The sequence below is a fragment of the Methylophaga thiooxydans DMS010 genome (assembly GCF_000156355.1).
GTDB lineage: Bacteria > Pseudomonadota > Gammaproteobacteria > Nitrosococcales > Methylophagaceae > Methylophaga > Methylophaga thiooxydans.
This window is the reverse complement of the sequence record NZ_GG657886.1, coordinates 1-16,554: the sequence shown is the minus strand read 5'-3', so window position 1 is coordinate 16,554 and position 16,554 is coordinate 1. Positions and strand designations below refer to the sequence as shown.

The following is a 16,554-nucleotide window of genomic DNA, read 5'->3' as shown; positions in this document are numbered from 1 at the left end:
GTGGCAGAGATTATTCGTTCGATTCGGGGTATGAACGATTTACTCCCCGAGGTCACGCCCTATTGGCAAGCAGTTGAAGGCACCATGAAAACCGTACTTAGCGGTTATGGCTATCAGGAAATCCGTTTTCCTATCGTTGAAAAAACAGAGCTATTCAAGCGGTCTATTGGTGAAGTTACTGACATCGTAGAAAAGGAAATGTATACCTTTGATGATCGTAACGGAGATAGCCTGACATTACGACCGGAAGGCACCGCTGGCTGTGTGCGTGCAGCAATGCAAAACGGCATGCTCAACCAGACGCAACGATTGTGGTACATGGGCCCGATGTTCCGCCACGAGCGTCCGCAGAAAGGGCGTTATCGTCAGTTCCATCAACTTGGCGTTGAAGCCTACGGTTTCAGTGGTCCAGACATTGATGCTGAAATGATCATGATGACGGCGAGACTCTGGAAAGCCCTAGGTCTTACCGGTATTAGCTTACAGATAAACTCACTCGGCAGTACCGAAGCGAGACTCGCTTACCGCGAAGAACTGATTCAGTATTTTGAAGCGCACCAAGAACAATTAGACGAAGATAGCCAACGTCGCTTGCACAGCAATCCACTTCGGATTTTGGATAGTAAAAATCCTGAGATGCAGGCTTTGAATGAAGCGGCACCTAAACTTATTGATCATTTGGATGCGGAGTCAAAAGCTGATTTTGAGCAACTCTGTCATACATTAGACAAAGTCGGTATTCGCTATGAGATTAACCCGCGTTTAGTACGTGGCTTAGATTATTACAGCAAGACCGTGTTTGAGTGGGTAACTGATCAGCTTGGATCACAAGGCACTGTCTGTGCAGGTGGTCGTTATGATGGCTTGGTCGCCCAACTGGGAGGCAAAGATGCCACGGCTATCGGGTTTGCAATTGGCTTGGAGCGGTTGATTGCTCTCTTGGAAGCCACTGATGCCTTACCTGAGATAGCTCAAACCGATGCCTATTTAGTCGCAGTCGGTGATGCTGCAGCGATACAGGCGCCTTTATTAGCTGAGGCGCTGCGTGATCAATTACCGGCTTTGAAGTTGATTACCCACTGCGGTGGTGGTAGTTTTAAAAGCCAATTCAAACGGGCTGACCGGAGTGGTGCGCGCTGGACACTGATTCTGGGTGAAGAAGAAGTAAACAACGAGAGCATTGGTGTAAAAACCATGGCAACCGGCGAGCAGGAAACCATCAGCTGGTACGATCTGGCAGCGTACCTGAGTCAATAATTATAAGTAATACAAAGATATAAAAGAACTATGACACCTTTGAACATACCTGAATGGCAGTCTCTGGTTAGACACTACTCAGATCTGAAATACGTGTCCATGCGTGAACAGTTTGCGTTGGATTCGAATCGGTTTGAGCGTTTTTCTGTGAAAAGTGGTGATTTGTTATTGGATTACTCCAAAAACAGAATTACTCAAGAAACAATTGATAAATTGATCCAGTTGTCAGAAGCCGTTGAGCTGAAAGACTGGATTGAACGCATGTTTAAAGGCGATATCATAAACCACACTGAAGGGCGTGCTGTACTCCACACTGCGCTCCGAAACCGCAGCAATACGCCGGTTATAGTCGATGGTAAAGATGTCATGCCTGAAGTGAACGCCGTTCTCGATAAAATGCGTCGTTTCTGCGAACAGGTTCATAGTGGTCAATGGCTAGGGTTCACGAATAAGAAAATCACTGATATTGTAAATATCGGTATTGGCGGTTCAGATCTCGGCCCGGCCATGATCTGTGATGCCTTGGAGCCTTATGGCATCGAAGGTATGGGCGTTCATTTTGTTTCCAATGTAGATGGTACTGATCTCAGTACGACACTGGAAAAACTGAACCCAGAAACCACTTTATTCGTAGTGGCGTCTAAGACTTTTACGACTCAGGAAACGATCACTAACGCGCAATCAGCGCGTACGTGGTTCTTGAAATCGGCGTCGCAGCAAGATGTGGCTAAACATTTTGTTGCTGTATCGACTAATGCCAAGGAAGTGGCCAAATTTGGTATTGATACAGCTAATATGTTCGAAATTTGGGACTGGGTTGGCGGCCGTTACTCGTTATGGAGTGCGATTGGTTTACCCATTGCCTTGTATGCTGGCATGGATAACTTCGAACGTCTTTTGGATGGTGGTCATCGGATGGATGAGCATTTCCGTAATCAGCCCTTTGCCGAGAATATTCCGGTCATTATGGGACTTTTGGGCGTTTGGTATATCAATTTCTTCAGTGCTCAGACACATGCGATCGTGCCTTATGATCATTCTTTGGCGCGCTTTCCAAGTCATATGCAACAATTGGATATGGAAAGTAACGGTAAATTCATTAACCGTGAAGGTAACCGTATCAACTATAAAACAGGTCCTGTTATTTGGGGAACCCCGGGGACCAATGGCCAGCATGCCTATTTCCAGTTGATTCACCAAGGCACACAATTGATTCCGGTCGATTTTGTCTTACCGGTCAATAGCCATTACCCTGAGTGTGATCATCAGTCTATTTTGCTGGCTAATGGCTTAGCACAAGCAGAAGCATTGATGAAAGGTAAAACAGCGGAAGAAGTCCGTTCTGAGTTGGTGAAAGAGGGCTACGAAGGAAAAGAGCTCGAAGCCTTGTTGCCACACAAAGTCTTCCCAGGCAATCGTCCTAGCAATGTCCTGTTATTCCCTAAATTGACGCCAGAAATGTTGGGACAATTAGTGGCCTTGTATGAACATAAAGTATTTGTTCAAGGTGTTATCTGGAATATCAATTCATTTGATCAATGGGGCGTGGAGTTAGGTAAACAACTAGCTAAAGCCATCGTTCCTGATTTAGCTGATGGCTCAGAAATATCACAACATGATAGCTCGACCACGAACCTGATTAAACTGATCCGCGACTTACGTCATTAATCACTTTTTGTCAGCTGCCCGGCGTTTCAACGCCGGGTAAGCTGGTGAAAACACCACATCCTCATCAACGTTCTCAACTAACTCAGGGTTTTTGTCTGAATACGGCAGTGCCCGTAGGAAATCGCTTATACAGTTGATTCGTGCTGCTTTTTTATTGTCTGACTTCACTACAGTCCAAGGGGAATGATTGGTATGTGTGGTGGCAAACATGGCATCGCGTGCGGCGCTGTAATCATCCCATTTCTCTTGAGCAGAAATATCTATCGGACTCAATTTCCAGTGCTTTAGTGGGTTTTCTCGTCTATCATCAAAACGATCTTTCTGTTCTTGTCGGCTTATAGAAAACCAGTACTTAAACAACCATATCCCATCATCAATTAACATTTGCTCCAGTGCAGGGACTTGCCTTAGAAACAGTTGGTATTTATCTTCTGTGGTAAATCCCATCACTTTTTCAACGCCGGCTCGGTTGTACCAACTACGATCAAACAACACAATTTCGCCACCATTAGGTAAATGGTCTAGGTAACGTTGGAAATACCATTGTGTCTGTTCGGTATTACTCGGCTTTTCTAATGCAACTACACGGGTTCCACGTGGGTTCAAATGTTCGATAAAACGTTTTATCGTGCCACCTTTTCCTGATGCATCGCGCCCTTCGAATAAAATCAGAATCCGTTGTCCCGTCTCTTTTGTCCATTCTTGAACTTTAAGCAGCTCTATTTGTAACAGCGCTAGCTGTTTTTCATAGTCTTTGCGAGAGAGCTTTCTCGTTTTTGCCATGGCTAGATTTGTTTCTTTATAATCAAACCTGACAACGGTGGCAGGTTGACCTCAATCGAAAACGGCCTGTCATTCCATGCAATATCATCACTATTAATCACCGCTTCGTTGTGGACGTTGCTACCTGAGTAATAAGCGGAATCGGAGTTAATGATAATTTCATAGCTGCCCGACTCTGGAACACCAATACGGTATTTTTCACGTGGAACAGGAGTGAAGTTGAAAGCGTTGACAATAAAGCTATTACCATCTTTACGTAAGTAACTGAGAATAGAACGTTCACGGTCATTACAATCAATCCACTCAAAACCATGCGGGTCGAAATCATGGGCGTGTAATGCTGGTGTTTCCTTATATACCGCATTCAAATCTGCAACCAGCTTTTTTAGACCTTGGTGACTCGGGTAGTCAAGTACATACCAATCCAGAGCAGTCTCACAATTCCACTCACTACCTTGACCAAACTCACAGCCCATAAACAAAAGTTTTTTACCGGGATAGCTGAACATGAAGGTATACAACAGGCGCAGGTTAGCAAAACGTTGCCATTCATCGCCCGGCATTTTGTAAATCATGGAACGTTTTCCATGTACCACTTCATCATGTGAGAACGGCAGAATAAAGTTTTCCGTGAAGGCGTAAAGCAGGCCAAAAGTGAGTGAGTCATGATGGTAGCGACGATGAATCGGATCTTGCTGGAAATATTCCAGAATGTCGTGCATCCAACCCATATTCCATTTCATTGAAAAGCCTAAACCACCCATATGTGCTGGCCGTGAAATCATTGGGTAGGAGGTGGACTCTTCGGCAGCAATAATACAACCGGGATGTTCTTTGTGAAGTACAGAGTTGACGTGTTTTAAAAACTCAATCACCTCTAAGTTTTCACGGCCACCATGTTCATTTGGTAACCATTGCCCCTCTTCTCGTGAGTAATCGAGGTACAGCATAGAGGCCACGGCATCGACGCGAAGACCATCAATATGGAACTCTTCCAGCCAATAAAAAGCACTGGATAACAGGAAGTTAAATACTTCACTGCGTCCGTAATTGAAAATTAATGTGCCCCAGTCCTGGTGTTCGCCACGACGAGGGTCTGCATGTTCATACAAAGCAGTACCATCAAATTTGGCGAGACCATGGGCATCTTTCGGGAAATGGCCGGGTACCCAATCCAGTAACACACCAATATTGTGTTGATGACAACAGTCGACAAAATAACGAAACTCATCGGGTGAGCCAAAACGGCTGGTTGGTGCAAAGTAGCCGGTCGTTTGATATCCCCAGGAAATATCCAGAGGGTGTTCTGTTATGGGTAATAATTCGATATGGGTGAACCCCATTTCTTTGACATAAGGCACAAGATCATCGGCTAATTCACGATAGCTATAGAAGCTGCCATCATGGTGGCGTTTCCATGATCCCATGTGAACTTCATACACGGAGTGAGGTTCATGCAACCAGTCAGCGTGTTCACGCGAGTCCATCCAGTCATCATCCTGCCAGTGATGCTTCGTAGGTTTTGTAACAATAGAGGCTGTTCCCGGACGCAGCTCAGATTGCTGACCATACGGATCCATCTTGAGGTGAAGCGAACCATCGTCACGGTTACGTATTTCAAATTTATATAATTCACCGGCTTCAATTTCAGGGATAAAGAGTTCCCAAACACCAGTACCGCCACGAACCCGCATGGGGTGGCGACGTCCATCCCATTGGTTGAAGTTGCCAACCACGCTGACACGTTCCGCGCCGGGAGCCCAAGTAGCAAATAAGGTCCCTTTTATGCCCTCTATCTCGTGAGGATGTGCGCCCAACATTTTATAGGCATGCCAATGTTTGCCCTGGGAAAACAAATGCAGATCGTACTCTGAGATTTGCGGCATGATGCTGTATGGATCGTGAAAAGCCAGTTGTTCACCAGCGTGAGTGAGACGATGAATTTTATAAGGCCATTGGATATCAGTTTTTTCGCCAGACCAGTGGAAAAAATCTGTGCCTTCGACACGCGTCATAGTGAATTTATCATTGATACTAGCGTGTTCTGTATCGGGTAAAAATGCGCGGACTGTGGCCTTATTATCACTGTCATGATAGCCAAGTATACTGAACGGATCGTGATGACGAGCCTCTATGATTTTTATAATGTCGTGTTTCAAATTCTTGTCAAAAATCATCGTCATAATATCCCGTGAAATTTTTTAATTGCTGTCCGCAAGGCGCTTGTGGCAGGCTAACAGTATTACACCACAAATCATAGGGCATCATGCCGGAGAATCTAATATGAGTGAAAACAACAGTACGCGTTTTGTCAGTCGACTCACACTTGACACCCTTGCCTTGATTTTAGCAGGCGGACGCGGTTCAAGGTTGAAGCAACTGACCGACTGGCGTGCTAAACCTGCTGTCCCATTTGGTGGTAAATTTCGTATTATCGACTTTCCGTTGTCTAATTGTGTCAATTCAGGCATTCGCCGGGTCGGTATTCTGACGCAGTATAAAGCGCACTCACTTATCCGCCACATTCAACAGGGCTGGGGCTTCATGCGTGGTGCTCTGGGCGAATTTGTTGAGCTTTTGCCAGCGTCACAACGAAATGAAAAGGGCTGGTATGCCGGTACCGCCGATGCTGTTTACCAGAACATCGATATTTTACGTAATCATGGCCCGGAATATGTCCTTATTCTGGCAGGCGATCATATTTACAAAATGGACTATGGTGATATGCTGGCCGAACATGTCGCTCAAAATGCTGATATGACAATTGGCTGTATTGAAGTGCCAATCGATGAAGCAAAAGCATTGGGCGTGATGTCAGTAGATGTTAATAGACGCATCGTAGCGTTTGATGAAAAACCTGATAACCCAACTCCAATGCCTGGTCGTGATGATGTAGCGTTGGCATCAATGGGTATCTATGTTTTCAATGCCGCTTTTTTGTACGAGCAGTTAATCAAAGATGCCGATACAAAAGAGTCGAGCCATGATTTTGGCCATGACATCATTCCCAGCTTAATACAAAACTACAAAGTCGTTGCTTTCCCTTACAAAGATGTTCAGGGCAATGATCCTGGTTACTGGCGTGATGTCGGTACCATAGATGCTTTCTGGTCCGCGAATCTGGAATTGATTGGCGTCACCCCAGAACTAAATTTATACGACGATGAGTGGCCTATCTGGACGCATCAGGCACAGCAGCCACCTGCCAAGTTTGTCTTCGATGATGAAGATCGCCGAGGCATGGCCGTTGATTCTATGGTGTCAGGTGGTTGCATTATTTCTGGTTCAACGGTGAGGCACTCAGTACTGTTTTCAAACGTTGAGATACACAGTTATTCACTAGTGGAAGACAGTGTATTACTGCCGGATGTGAATGTCGGACGCAATTGTCGACTGAAAAAAGTCGTCGTGGATAAAGGCTGTGTGATTCCAGAAGGCACAATCATTGGTGAAGATTTAGAGCAAGATGCTAAGCGCTATCACGTATCACCCAATGGGGTGGTGCTCGTCACACCTGAAATGTTAGGACAAAACTATCGCTATGTCAGATAAACTCAAGCTTGTCCTGTGCTGGCACATGCACCAGCCACAATACAGTGAGCCAATGGGTGGCATGTATCAGCTGCCGTGGACTTACCTTCACGCAATAAAAGACTATGTGGATATGGCTTGGCATTTGGAAAATGTGCCAGGCGCCAAGGCAGTGGTCAACTTTGCCCCCACGTTGCTAGAGCAGTTAGCAGATTATGATGAGCAGTTAAAAGGCCGTTTTAAAGGCACAGGACGGTTAAAAGACCCCTTACTGATTGCTTTGGATTCGCCGGTTCAACCGGTTCATGTGGAAGAAAGAAAAACGTTGATCATGGCGTGTTTGCGGGCTAATGATGAAAAATTGATTCAACCGTTTCCACATTTTTCACGTCTTGTAGAGATGGCCCGCTGGTCACTTGAGGAGCCCGAACGTCTCAACTATTTAAACGACCAGTTCATGATCGATATTCTGGTTTGGTACCACTTGGTGTGGATGGCTGAATCTGTCAGACGCGGTGATGTACGTATCCAAGCGCTGATGAAAAAGGGACGTTTATTTAATTTTCATGATCGCCGTCAGTTAATGATTGTGATTGGTGAGTTATTACACGATTTGATTCCACGCTATCGACGTTTGGCTGAAACCGGACGAGTAGAGCTCTCTGTGACACCTTATGCACATCCTATTGTGCCATTGTTGTTGGATATCAATTCAACCCATGAAGCGATGCCGGGAGCGGCATTACCAGAAATTACAAACTATCCGGGCGGTGAAGAACGAGCCCACTGGCATATGGAAGAGGGGCTTCGTGTTTTCGAATCGTTCTTTGGTTTCCGACCTAAAGGCTGTTGGCCATCAGAGGGGGCAGTATCAGAAGCGACCCTGAAGCTTATCGCACAACATGGTTTTGAATGGGCGGCGACAGGCGAGAATGTATTGCGCAATAGTTTGAAACTATCTGGCCTTGAAGGGGCAAGTATTCATAAGCCATACAAGCTGCCAGGGGCAAGCCCAGCCTGTTTTTATCGCGATGATGGTCTATCCGACATGATTGGCTTTACCTACACCAAATGGGGCGCTGACGATGCGGTGAATGACTTTATCCATCATTTACTGAATATCAAAAAGAACACGGAAGGTGATCATGATCGCGTGGTGTCAGTAATTCTGGATGGTGAAAATGCATGGGAATATTATTCCTATAACGGCTATTACTTTCTGCAAAGCCTATACAAGCGACTACAGGACCACCCTGAGATAGAGTTAACGACATTTACTGAAACGCTGCACAATGGTGTATTGCCAGCGAAATTGCCCAAGATGATGGGAGGCAGCTGGGTGTTTGGGACCTATTCCACCTGGATTGGTGATCCAGATAAAAACCGTGGATGGGATTTGTTAAGTGAAGCTAAACAAACGTTTGATAAAGTGATGGCAACACAGGATTTTGATACTGAAACTAAACAAGCATTAGAAAGACAGTTGGCTATTTGTGAGGGATCAGACTGGTTCTGGTGGTTTGGTGATTATAACTCTGCTGACAGCGTCAGCGATTTTGAACGCTTGTATCGCTTACATTTATCCAATCTATACCAAATGCTGGGTGAAGAAATTCCACAACGATTATCCGAAGTCGTTTCCCAAGGTGGTGGCGGTATAGAACAGGCTGGCACTATGCGACGTGGCGGCTGATGAAACAAGCCGATATTTTTGAACAACGACGGACCGGTGTTTTACTCCACATAACGAGTCTGCCAGCAGGTAATATGGGAGCTGATGCCTATCGCTTTGTGGATTTCTTAGCGGAAGCGGGTGTGTCAGTCTGGCAAATGCTGCCGCTGGGACCAACGCATGATGATCGCTCCCCTTATCAGTGTCTGTCTGCCCATGCTGGGAATAACCGATTGATATGCCGGAATATGCTTAAAGCGCAACCCTGGGCAGAAGCTAAAACCATCAGCGATCCCAAAATGTCGAGACTGATTGCCAATGCGTATCGACAGTTTGATCTGCACGCGGATGAGGCAGAAAAACAAGCCTTCAAAGATTTTTGTGTTCAACAGCAATACTGGTTGGATGACTATGTTTTATATCGTGAAATTCGTCATTTGAATCAGTCTAGGGCGTGGTTTGATTGGCCGCCTGAGCTGCGTGATCGCGATCCGGAAGCGATGAAAAAGGTCACGACGGAACGTGAAAATGCGCTACAGATTAGACGGTTTGAGCAATTTATCTTTTTTCGGCAATGGCATCAATTGCGTGACTATGCCAATGGCAAAGGCGTGAAACTGTTTGGTGATATGCCTATTTTTGTCGCTCATGACAGTGCTGATGTGTGGGCAGAGCGGGCGTTATTTACATTGGATGACACTGGCCAAGCGACACGCGTAGCGGGGGTGCCACCTGATTACTTTTCTGAAACAGGGCAACGCTGGGGAAACCCACTGTACGATTGGCAGAAACATATTGATCAGAACTTTGATTGGTGGCGACGACGTCTGCAAACCCAGTTGGAATTATTTGATCTAATACGTATTGATCACTTTCGGGGCTTCGAAGCATGCTGGGAAATCCCTGCTTCATGTGAGACCGCGATAGACGGTCAATGGGTAACTGCGCCGGGTGAACAGTTATTTGACAGATTGTTAGAACTTTTTGGCGAATTACCATTGGTGGCTGAAGATTTAGGCATCATCACCGATGAAGTCACATCACTTAGAGAAAAGTATGGCATGCCGGGCATGAAGATTTTGCAATTTGCCTTTGGTGGCGATGCCAGTAACCCTTACTTACCACATCAACAGTGTGAAGATAGTGTGACTTATACGGGTACCCACGATAACAATACTACGTTAGGCTGGTATCAAGCGCTGGAGCCACATGTAAAAGCGCATATGCATGCCTACATGGGAGAGACCTCAGAAGCAATGCCATGGCTATTTATACGCTCAGCATTAAGCTCTGTCTCCGAGCTTGCTGTTGTACCATTTCAGGACTTACTTGCGTTGGGTGCTGAGCATAGAATGAATGTACCCGGAACGATAGAAGGTAACTGGGGCTGGCGTTTTAGTTGGGATATGGTGCCTGATGCGATTCCTGCTAAACTGAAAGCACTGAATGATTTATATGGACGAGTCTAATGGAACCGAACCCCGATCATTTGCGTTACGCTCCCACTCATGAGTGGGTGAGTGAAGACGATAGTGAACTTACTGTAGGCATCACTGAGTTCGCTCAAGATCAGTTAGGCGATGTCGTCTATGTGTCATTGCCTCAGCCAGGCGCGCAGTTTGCTGCAGGTGATGTATGCATGTTTGTGGAATCAGTCAAATCCGCCTCAGATATTCATATGCCAGTGAGTGGCACCATTCTCGCCGTTAATACAGAGTTAGAAGATAGTCCAGAACTGATTAACCAGGATGCATTTGGTGACGGTTGGATATTTAAAGTGGCACCAGATGACGACGCATCATTAGAGAGTCTGATGGATAGCTTTGGTTACGATGCTTCACTGGACGAGTAAATCGCCCCGAGGATAGTCGGCTTGCTTGCACCTGTCACAGCGGGCAAATTGCCGGACTGGTGATGAAGCGTTTGCATCCCCAGCCAAGCAAACGCACAGGCTTCAACCCAATCGGGTGCTAATCCTAAGTCTACGGTATTGCTTACCTTGATATTGGTGAGCTCATCACGCAACGACTGCATCAACACCTCATTATGAGCGCCGCCGCCACAAACATATAAACTACTGGCATTTTCTGCATACTGCTTCACTGCATCAGCAATCGATCTGACTGTTAGTTGTAACAAGGTCTTTTGTATTGATTCGGCTTTAATCGGTTTATCAAACGCAACCAGTGTGTTTGTAAGCCATGTCAGATTGAAGTGTTCGCGACCGGTACTTTTAGGAAGCGGTTGCATAAAGAAGGGATCTGCGAGCAAGAGATTAAGTAATTCGGTATCGACTTTGCCATCGCGTGCCCAGCGCCCATTTTCGTCATACATCGCTCTGTGGTGTTGCTGATACCATTGATCCAGTAGCACATTACCGGGACCTGTATCGAAGCCCAATACGGGCTGACGCTTATCAGCAGGTAGAATAGTAATGTTGCTGATGCCACCGATATTTGCAATAACAGTGTCTTCGTCAGGGTTATGAAATAGCGCCTGGTGGAAAGCCGGAACCAACGGTGCACCTTGCCCACCCAACACCATATCCCGTTGGCGAAAATCTGCAATGGTGGTGATGCCTGTCAGTTCAGCAATAACACTGGCACAGCCAATTTGCATGCTAAACGGGTAGGCAGCATCAGGTGCGTGGTAGATTGTCTGGCCATGACAACCAATCGCTTTGATGTCTGTTGGTGCAATGTTTGTTTCTGCCAGTAATTGAAGTATGGCTTCGCTGTATGCATGGCCTAATGCCATATCAACCTGGCCAAGCTGTTGCAGATGAGCTCGACCGGTATTGATCAGACTATAGAGGTCTTTACGAAGGCTTGGGCTGAAAGGGTACGTTTCTGCAGCTCGTAACAAGATTTGATTATCGTTGATATCAACGATTGCAATATCAATCCCGTCCAGGCTTGTACCTGACATGACACCGATATATAGCGACATAAAAGCGTTACGGTTGGTTTAGAGCCAAGGCAGGCAATTGTAATGCATCCAGTTGTGCCAGCAATGGTTGTGATTTTTGTTGGAAGTCAGCCATATATTTTGCATTCAAGGGTTTCGCTTTAGGCAGTGCCACTGTCAATGGGTTATGGTGGACGCCGTTAACACGGAACTCATAGTGTAAGTGTGGACCTGTTGCCAGACCGCTGCTGCCGATATAGCCGATGGTTTGACCTTGTTTGACACGCTGACCGCTTCGCATGCCCTTTTTGAAACGAGACATATGTGCATACAGCGTGGTGTATTTGCCACCATGTGACAAGATAACCGTTCGACCATAACCGCCTTTTGTGCCGATGAAATCGACCTTACCGTCGCCCGTTGCTAAAATGGGTGTCCCTGTTGCCGCTGCATAATCAACGCCACGATGAGGACGGCTGGTTTTCAGTACGGGATGTTTACGGTTGGGATTGAATCGTGAGCTGATACGCGAGAAATGTACCGGTGTACGGGTAAAGGTCTTACGCATGCTGTCACCGGTTGGAGCGTAGAAATGGCTATTACCTTCTGCATCAGTGTAGCGTACTGCACGGAACGTAGTGCCCCGATTAGTGAACTCAGCCGCAAGAATATCACCATCATCAAACTTTTCACCATCCAGATAGGATTCTTCAAAAATCACTTTGAAGTTGTCACCTTGACGCAAATCCAATGCGAAATCGATATCCCAGCCGAAAATATGTGCGAGTTCCATTATCAGTTTGTCAGACATGCCTGACATGAGGCCCGCTTCAAAAAGAGAGCTTTCAATTTGACCGGCAACTTGTTTTTGACGCTTATCAGTTTCACGTGTCTCGGTTTGAGCTTGATACCCACTTTCCGTGAGGGTCAGTTGCAGTTTTTCAACAGGGCTGAGCTGAAGTTCGAGCTGCTGAAGTTGTGTTTTATCTTCTGTTTCTCTGAGACCAAAGCGTAAAGTCTGATCGGGTTTAAGATTCAGTAATGGCTTGATGTCTTCTGTCTGTGCAACGTTATACACATCGCGAGCCGATAGGCCGACACGAGGGAAGATTAACGACAGATTATCACCGCCTTTCACTGTGACTTCTTGCCAGTTCAGGTTGATATCTTCAGTGACAGCCGTGGCAGCGGGTGTCACAGTAATATCAGTTTCGGTTGTGACATCGAGACTGTCTTGTTTCAGATGAATTCGTTCAATTTCGTCTGGTTCTGCAATCTTGGCTTCAATTTGATTAGGGACTGGGACTCGCTGGACAGCCGGCGCATTAACTTCTGGTAAGCTGGCAGGCTCAGCCAAGCTGAGTGTCAACGGTTGTTTTTCAGTTACCGCCTTAGATTGTTCTTGCTGTTGAGCGTTTTGGTTTGGCAGATTGAGTAACTGGGATTTTGTTTCAGTACTGACGGGAGTACTGGTTGCCAATACGATGGTCGTCAGAAAAACGCCAACCATAGAAAGCATGGATAAAGCGAGAAGATGACGTCGTTTGCTATGGGGTGTTTTTTCGCTTGTGAACAGCCGTGCTTTTGGCGATGAGTTCAAAAGTCTATTACGTTTCATATGCAAACTCTTGCTTAAATTATAAATTCATCCAATTCTCGCAGTATTTGATAAGAATTGGAACCCCTTAATTCCAGCTTGTTGTGATAATATTGCCCGCCAATTATCTAATAAAGTCGGAGAGCAGTAGATGATCCCTGTACAAGAGGCGATGGCTGAGATTCGCCGTGGTGCTGAAGAAATTTTAGTAGAAAGTGAACTGGTCGAGAAATTAGAGTCGGGCAGGCCTCTACGTATCAAGGCTGGTTTTGATCCTACTGCGCCAGATTTGCATCTGGGACACACCGTTTTGTTGAATAAACTGAAACAGTTCCAAGACCTTGGTCATCACATTCTGTTCTTGATTGGAGACTTTACCGGCATGATCGGTGATCCGACAGGCAAAAATGTCACGCGTAAGCCGCTTACACCAGATCAGGTAAAACAAAATGCTGTGACCTATCAGGAGCAGGTTTTCAAGATTTTGGATCGAGAAAAAACTGAGGTTGTGTTCAACTCGCATTGGATGAACGACATGTCCTCAGCCGATATGATTCGTTTAGCGTCAAACCACACAGTAGCGCGGATGCTCGAACGTGACGACTTCCACAAGCGTTATACCAGTAATCAACCAATTGCGATTCATGAATTCCTTTATCCTTTAATACAAGGCTACGATTCGGTTGAATTGAATGCGGACGTTGAACTGGGTGGTACCGATCAGAAGTTTAACCTACTGATGGGGCGTGAACTACAAAAAGCTTACGGCAAGGCACCGCAATGTATTTTAACCATGCCAATTTTAGAAGGCTTGGATGGCGTTCAGAAAATGTCCAAGTCGCTTAACAACTACATTGGTATTAACGATTCACCTAAAGACATCTTTGGTAAATTGATGTCGATTTCTGATGACTTGATGTGGCGTTATATTGAGTTGCTAAGTTTTAGAAACATTAAAGAAATAGAACAGTGGCGTCAGGATGTCGAGCAGGGACGTAACCCTATCGAAATCAAAAAGGACTTTGCTGAAGAAATTGTAGCTCGCTTCCATGATGAACAGGCTGGTACTGATGCCCGCCAAGGCTTTGAAAACCAGTTTAAGAAAGGTGAATTGCCTGATGACATTCCAGAAGTCACTCTGACGGTGGGGGTTGAAGGTATGGCCATTGCGAATGTATTAAAAGAAGCCGGTCTCAGCAGTAGTACTTCCGATGCGATGCGTATGATTAAGCAAGGGGCAGCTAAAATTGATGGTGAAAAAATCACCGATAAATCACTGTTAATTGCAGCAGGTGTAGAAGGAATCTTTCAGGTAGGCAAAAGAAAGTTTGCCAAAATCACAACTAACTAATTAATAACGAACACCGCCAGACTGCATCAATCTGGCGGTGCATTTCAGCAATTCAAGTAAGGTATCGACCACAACGTTTACAGTTCTTTTCATCAACGTCATTAGCTAATGTTGATTTGAAAATAATAACGGCGCCTTTGCCAAACCCGTAACTGGTAATGAGCAGGCTTGAATACAAATAGAAATTAAATACTCCAAACCACAGTCCAGCCGGCGTGAATGTTTCTGATAAGGGATCTAAAACAGGAAACATTGCATAGATCAGAAACAAACTGGAATTAGTAAACGCACCGATCACCATCGCCCAGCGAACATGCCAAGCCAGTCCTACTTTCGCTGCATAAAAGCCCAGTATCAACGCACTCATTAACAAAAAATCAATATGTGCCTGTAATACCCTGGTGGGCTTGCCAGGGAAGACCGCCTGAAAAAAGTCGACTTGATTGTAGAGGCCGACCAAACTCCAAGCGAGTAGCAATGCCATTAAAAGCCAAAGACATGCGCCACGTAGCAAAACGACATTACCCATATGTGTTGAATTAGTCATACTCTCTCCTGTAGTTATAGTTATCAACAGAAATAGTATGGCGCGGATACAGTACTGAATCTTTACTCAAATGGTGATATCTTTTGACTCCAGAGGTGATCGTCTTATGCAACTGACTCATAGCCATACGGCTGAATTTAACCGACAGAGTAGGAAGAAAAGCTTAGCCCGGCTAGGCGGTCAACGCTTTTGTACTGAAACGCTACCGTCGCAGCTAAGACTTGAGTGGTTAAAAGAAGTGATCGGTAAAGAATATGCAAATGTCGATATCACGCCACCAAACACTATGCCCTTGTATAACGATATGCTTATCTATCCATGGCAGCAGGACATGCGCTTGTCACCCATCCAATCGAATGCCATCACATTGGAACGCTTGGATCAAGAACCGACAGAGATTGCACAAGATTGTTATTTCGCCGTGTTACTAACGTCAGGGCAATACAAATTAGAACAGGGCGGTCGTGAAGTCTTTCTAAACGGTGGTGAGATGAGTTTTTATGATGCAACGCAGTCACACCGCATTACGATTCCAGAACAATTTTCAAAGATTTTAATTTCAATACCTCGACCATTACTCGACAAGCGTTTAAACAACGTTGGTAGGTTAACGGCGACTAAGTTAGCATCAGCCAGCGGTATCGGTGCTGTTGTCGCATCAATGATTCAGTCGACCGTACAGCAGTTAGATCAAATGACTGATGTACATTTTCAACAACTCTCCAATCCGATATTGGATTTGTTCACCTTATTACTCAGTGAAAATGAGGTCGAATTATCAACGCTATCCAGACACCGTCATTTCGCTTTGTTACAAATAAAACAATTTATTCACCTACATATAAAAGAGAGTTCGCTGGATGCGGCGGCTGTATCAGCAGGTGTTGGACTGTCTATCCGATACATCAATAATTTGTTTTATGAAGAACAGACATCACTAATGCGTTACATCACAACGCAGCGGTTAGCGCTAACACAAAGCTACCTGAGTAACATTATTTATCGCAATCTGACGATTACTGAGGTTGCGATGCAATGTGGGTTCAACAATATGGCTCATTTCAGTCGTATATTTCGACACCGTTATGGTGTTTCCCCACGAGCATACCGACAACAACAGCTCAACTTAGTCCGCTGATAACGGAATAGTTACCATTAAACGGCTGAAACAACCGTAAAGAAAGAAATAATCGTTATTATCTAAAATAAAAAACACTAAGTTATCAGTCAGCTAGGTGTAA

Annotated in this window: 13 protein-coding genes; 8 read left to right on the top strand and 5 right to left on the bottom strand. The window is 45.4% G+C overall.

The genetic code is table 11. From position 1 onward, the window contains the following. Both hisS and pgi read left to right on the top strand, forming a co-directional pair. Positions 1 to 1,257 (top strand): histidine--tRNA ligase, encoded by a 1,257-nt coding sequence (gene hisS, locus MDMS009_RS02195; RefSeq protein WP_008290236.1) that lies wholly within the window; start codon positions 1 to 3, stop codon positions 1,255 to 1,257. Between the two features lie 30 nt (positions 1,258 to 1,287). Then, complete coding sequence (gene pgi, locus MDMS009_RS02190; RefSeq protein ID WP_036315378.1) at positions 1,288 to 2,925, top strand: glucose-6-phosphate isomerase; 1,638 nt, start codon at positions 1,288 to 1,290, stop codon at positions 2,923 to 2,925. On the opposite strand, the gene ppk2 is transcribed toward pgi, so the two are convergent. Beyond that, positions 2,926 to 3,708 (bottom strand): polyphosphate kinase 2, encoded by a 783-nt coding sequence (gene ppk2, locus MDMS009_RS02185; protein WP_043887832.1) that lies wholly within the window; start codon positions 3,706 to 3,708, stop codon positions 2,926 to 2,928. 2 nt (positions 3,709 to 3,710) lie between these two features. After that, the gene (glgB, locus tag MDMS009_RS02180) at positions 3,711 to 5,891 is read right to left on the bottom strand and encodes a 1,4-alpha-glucan branching protein GlgB (RefSeq protein ID WP_008290233.1); all 2,181 of its coding nucleotides are present in this window, start codon (positions 5,889 to 5,891) and stop codon (positions 3,711 to 3,713) included. Positions 5,892 to 5,991: 100 nt separating this feature from the next. Between glgB and glgC the strand changes: the two genes are divergently transcribed. Genes glgC through gcvH form a run of 4 tightly spaced genes read left to right on the top strand, consistent with a single transcriptional unit; the run spans position 5,992 to position 10,763 of the window. After that, a complete protein-coding gene (gene glgC, locus MDMS009_RS02175) occupies positions 5,992 to 7,260 on the top strand; it encodes a glucose-1-phosphate adenylyltransferase (RefSeq protein WP_008290223.1) in 1,269 nt (422 codons plus the stop codon). A 25-nt stretch (positions 7,261 to 7,285) separates the two neighbouring features. Further along, a complete protein-coding gene (locus tag MDMS009_RS02170) occupies positions 7,286 to 8,932 on the top strand; it encodes a glycoside hydrolase family 57 protein (protein WP_237700454.1) in 1,647 nt (548 codons plus the stop codon). After that, positions 8,932 to 10,380: a 4-alpha-glucanotransferase gene (gene malQ / locus MDMS009_RS02165; protein ID WP_008290227.1), complete on the top strand. Its 1,449-nt coding sequence runs from the start codon at positions 8,932 to 8,934 to the stop codon at positions 10,378 to 10,380. Before MDMS009_RS02170 ends, malQ begins: the two co-directional genes overlap by 1 nt. Then, positions 10,380 to 10,763, top strand: coding sequence for a glycine cleavage system protein GcvH (gene gcvH / locus MDMS009_RS02160; protein ID WP_008290237.1), 384 nt, complete (start codon positions 10,380 to 10,382; stop codon positions 10,761 to 10,763). The genes malQ and gcvH overlap by 1 nt, the downstream gene beginning before the upstream one ends. Here gcvH and MDMS009_RS02155 read toward each other — a convergent pair. Together MDMS009_RS02155 and MDMS009_RS02150 are read right to left on the bottom strand one after the other, a co-directional pair. Continuing rightward, on the bottom strand, positions 10,739 to 11,839 hold the full coding sequence (locus tag MDMS009_RS02155; protein WP_237700453.1) for an anhydro-N-acetylmuramic acid kinase: 1,101 nt from the start codon (positions 11,837 to 11,839) through the stop codon (positions 10,739 to 10,741). The genes gcvH and MDMS009_RS02155 overlap by 25 nt on opposite strands. A gap of 28 nt (positions 11,840 to 11,867) precedes the next feature. Continuing rightward, entirely contained in the window at positions 11,868 to 13,436 is a 1,569-nt protein-coding gene (locus MDMS009_RS02150; protein ID WP_043887831.1) for a peptidoglycan DD-metalloendopeptidase family protein, read from the bottom strand. Between the two features lie 130 nt (positions 13,437 to 13,566). Here MDMS009_RS02150 and tyrS point away from each other — a divergent pair, with 130 nt between their 5' ends. After that, complete coding sequence (gene tyrS / locus MDMS009_RS02145) at positions 13,567 to 14,766, top strand: tyrosine--tRNA ligase (RefSeq protein ID WP_008290248.1); 1,200 nt, start codon at positions 13,567 to 13,569, stop codon at positions 14,764 to 14,766. A gap of 52 nt (positions 14,767 to 14,818) precedes the next feature. Here the strand turns inward: tyrS and MDMS009_RS02140 are convergent, their stop codons facing one another. Beyond that, positions 14,819 to 15,313: a hypothetical protein gene (locus MDMS009_RS02140; protein ID WP_008290222.1), complete on the bottom strand. Its 495-nt coding sequence runs from the start codon at positions 15,311 to 15,313 to the stop codon at positions 14,819 to 14,821. 106 nt (positions 15,314 to 15,419) lie between these two features. Between MDMS009_RS02140 and MDMS009_RS02135 the strand changes: the two genes are divergently transcribed. Further along, on the top strand, positions 15,420 to 16,451 hold the full coding sequence (locus tag MDMS009_RS02135) for a helix-turn-helix domain-containing protein (protein WP_008290241.1): 1,032 nt from the start codon (positions 15,420 to 15,422) through the stop codon (positions 16,449 to 16,451). Positions 16,452 to 16,554 lie beyond the last annotated feature (103 nt).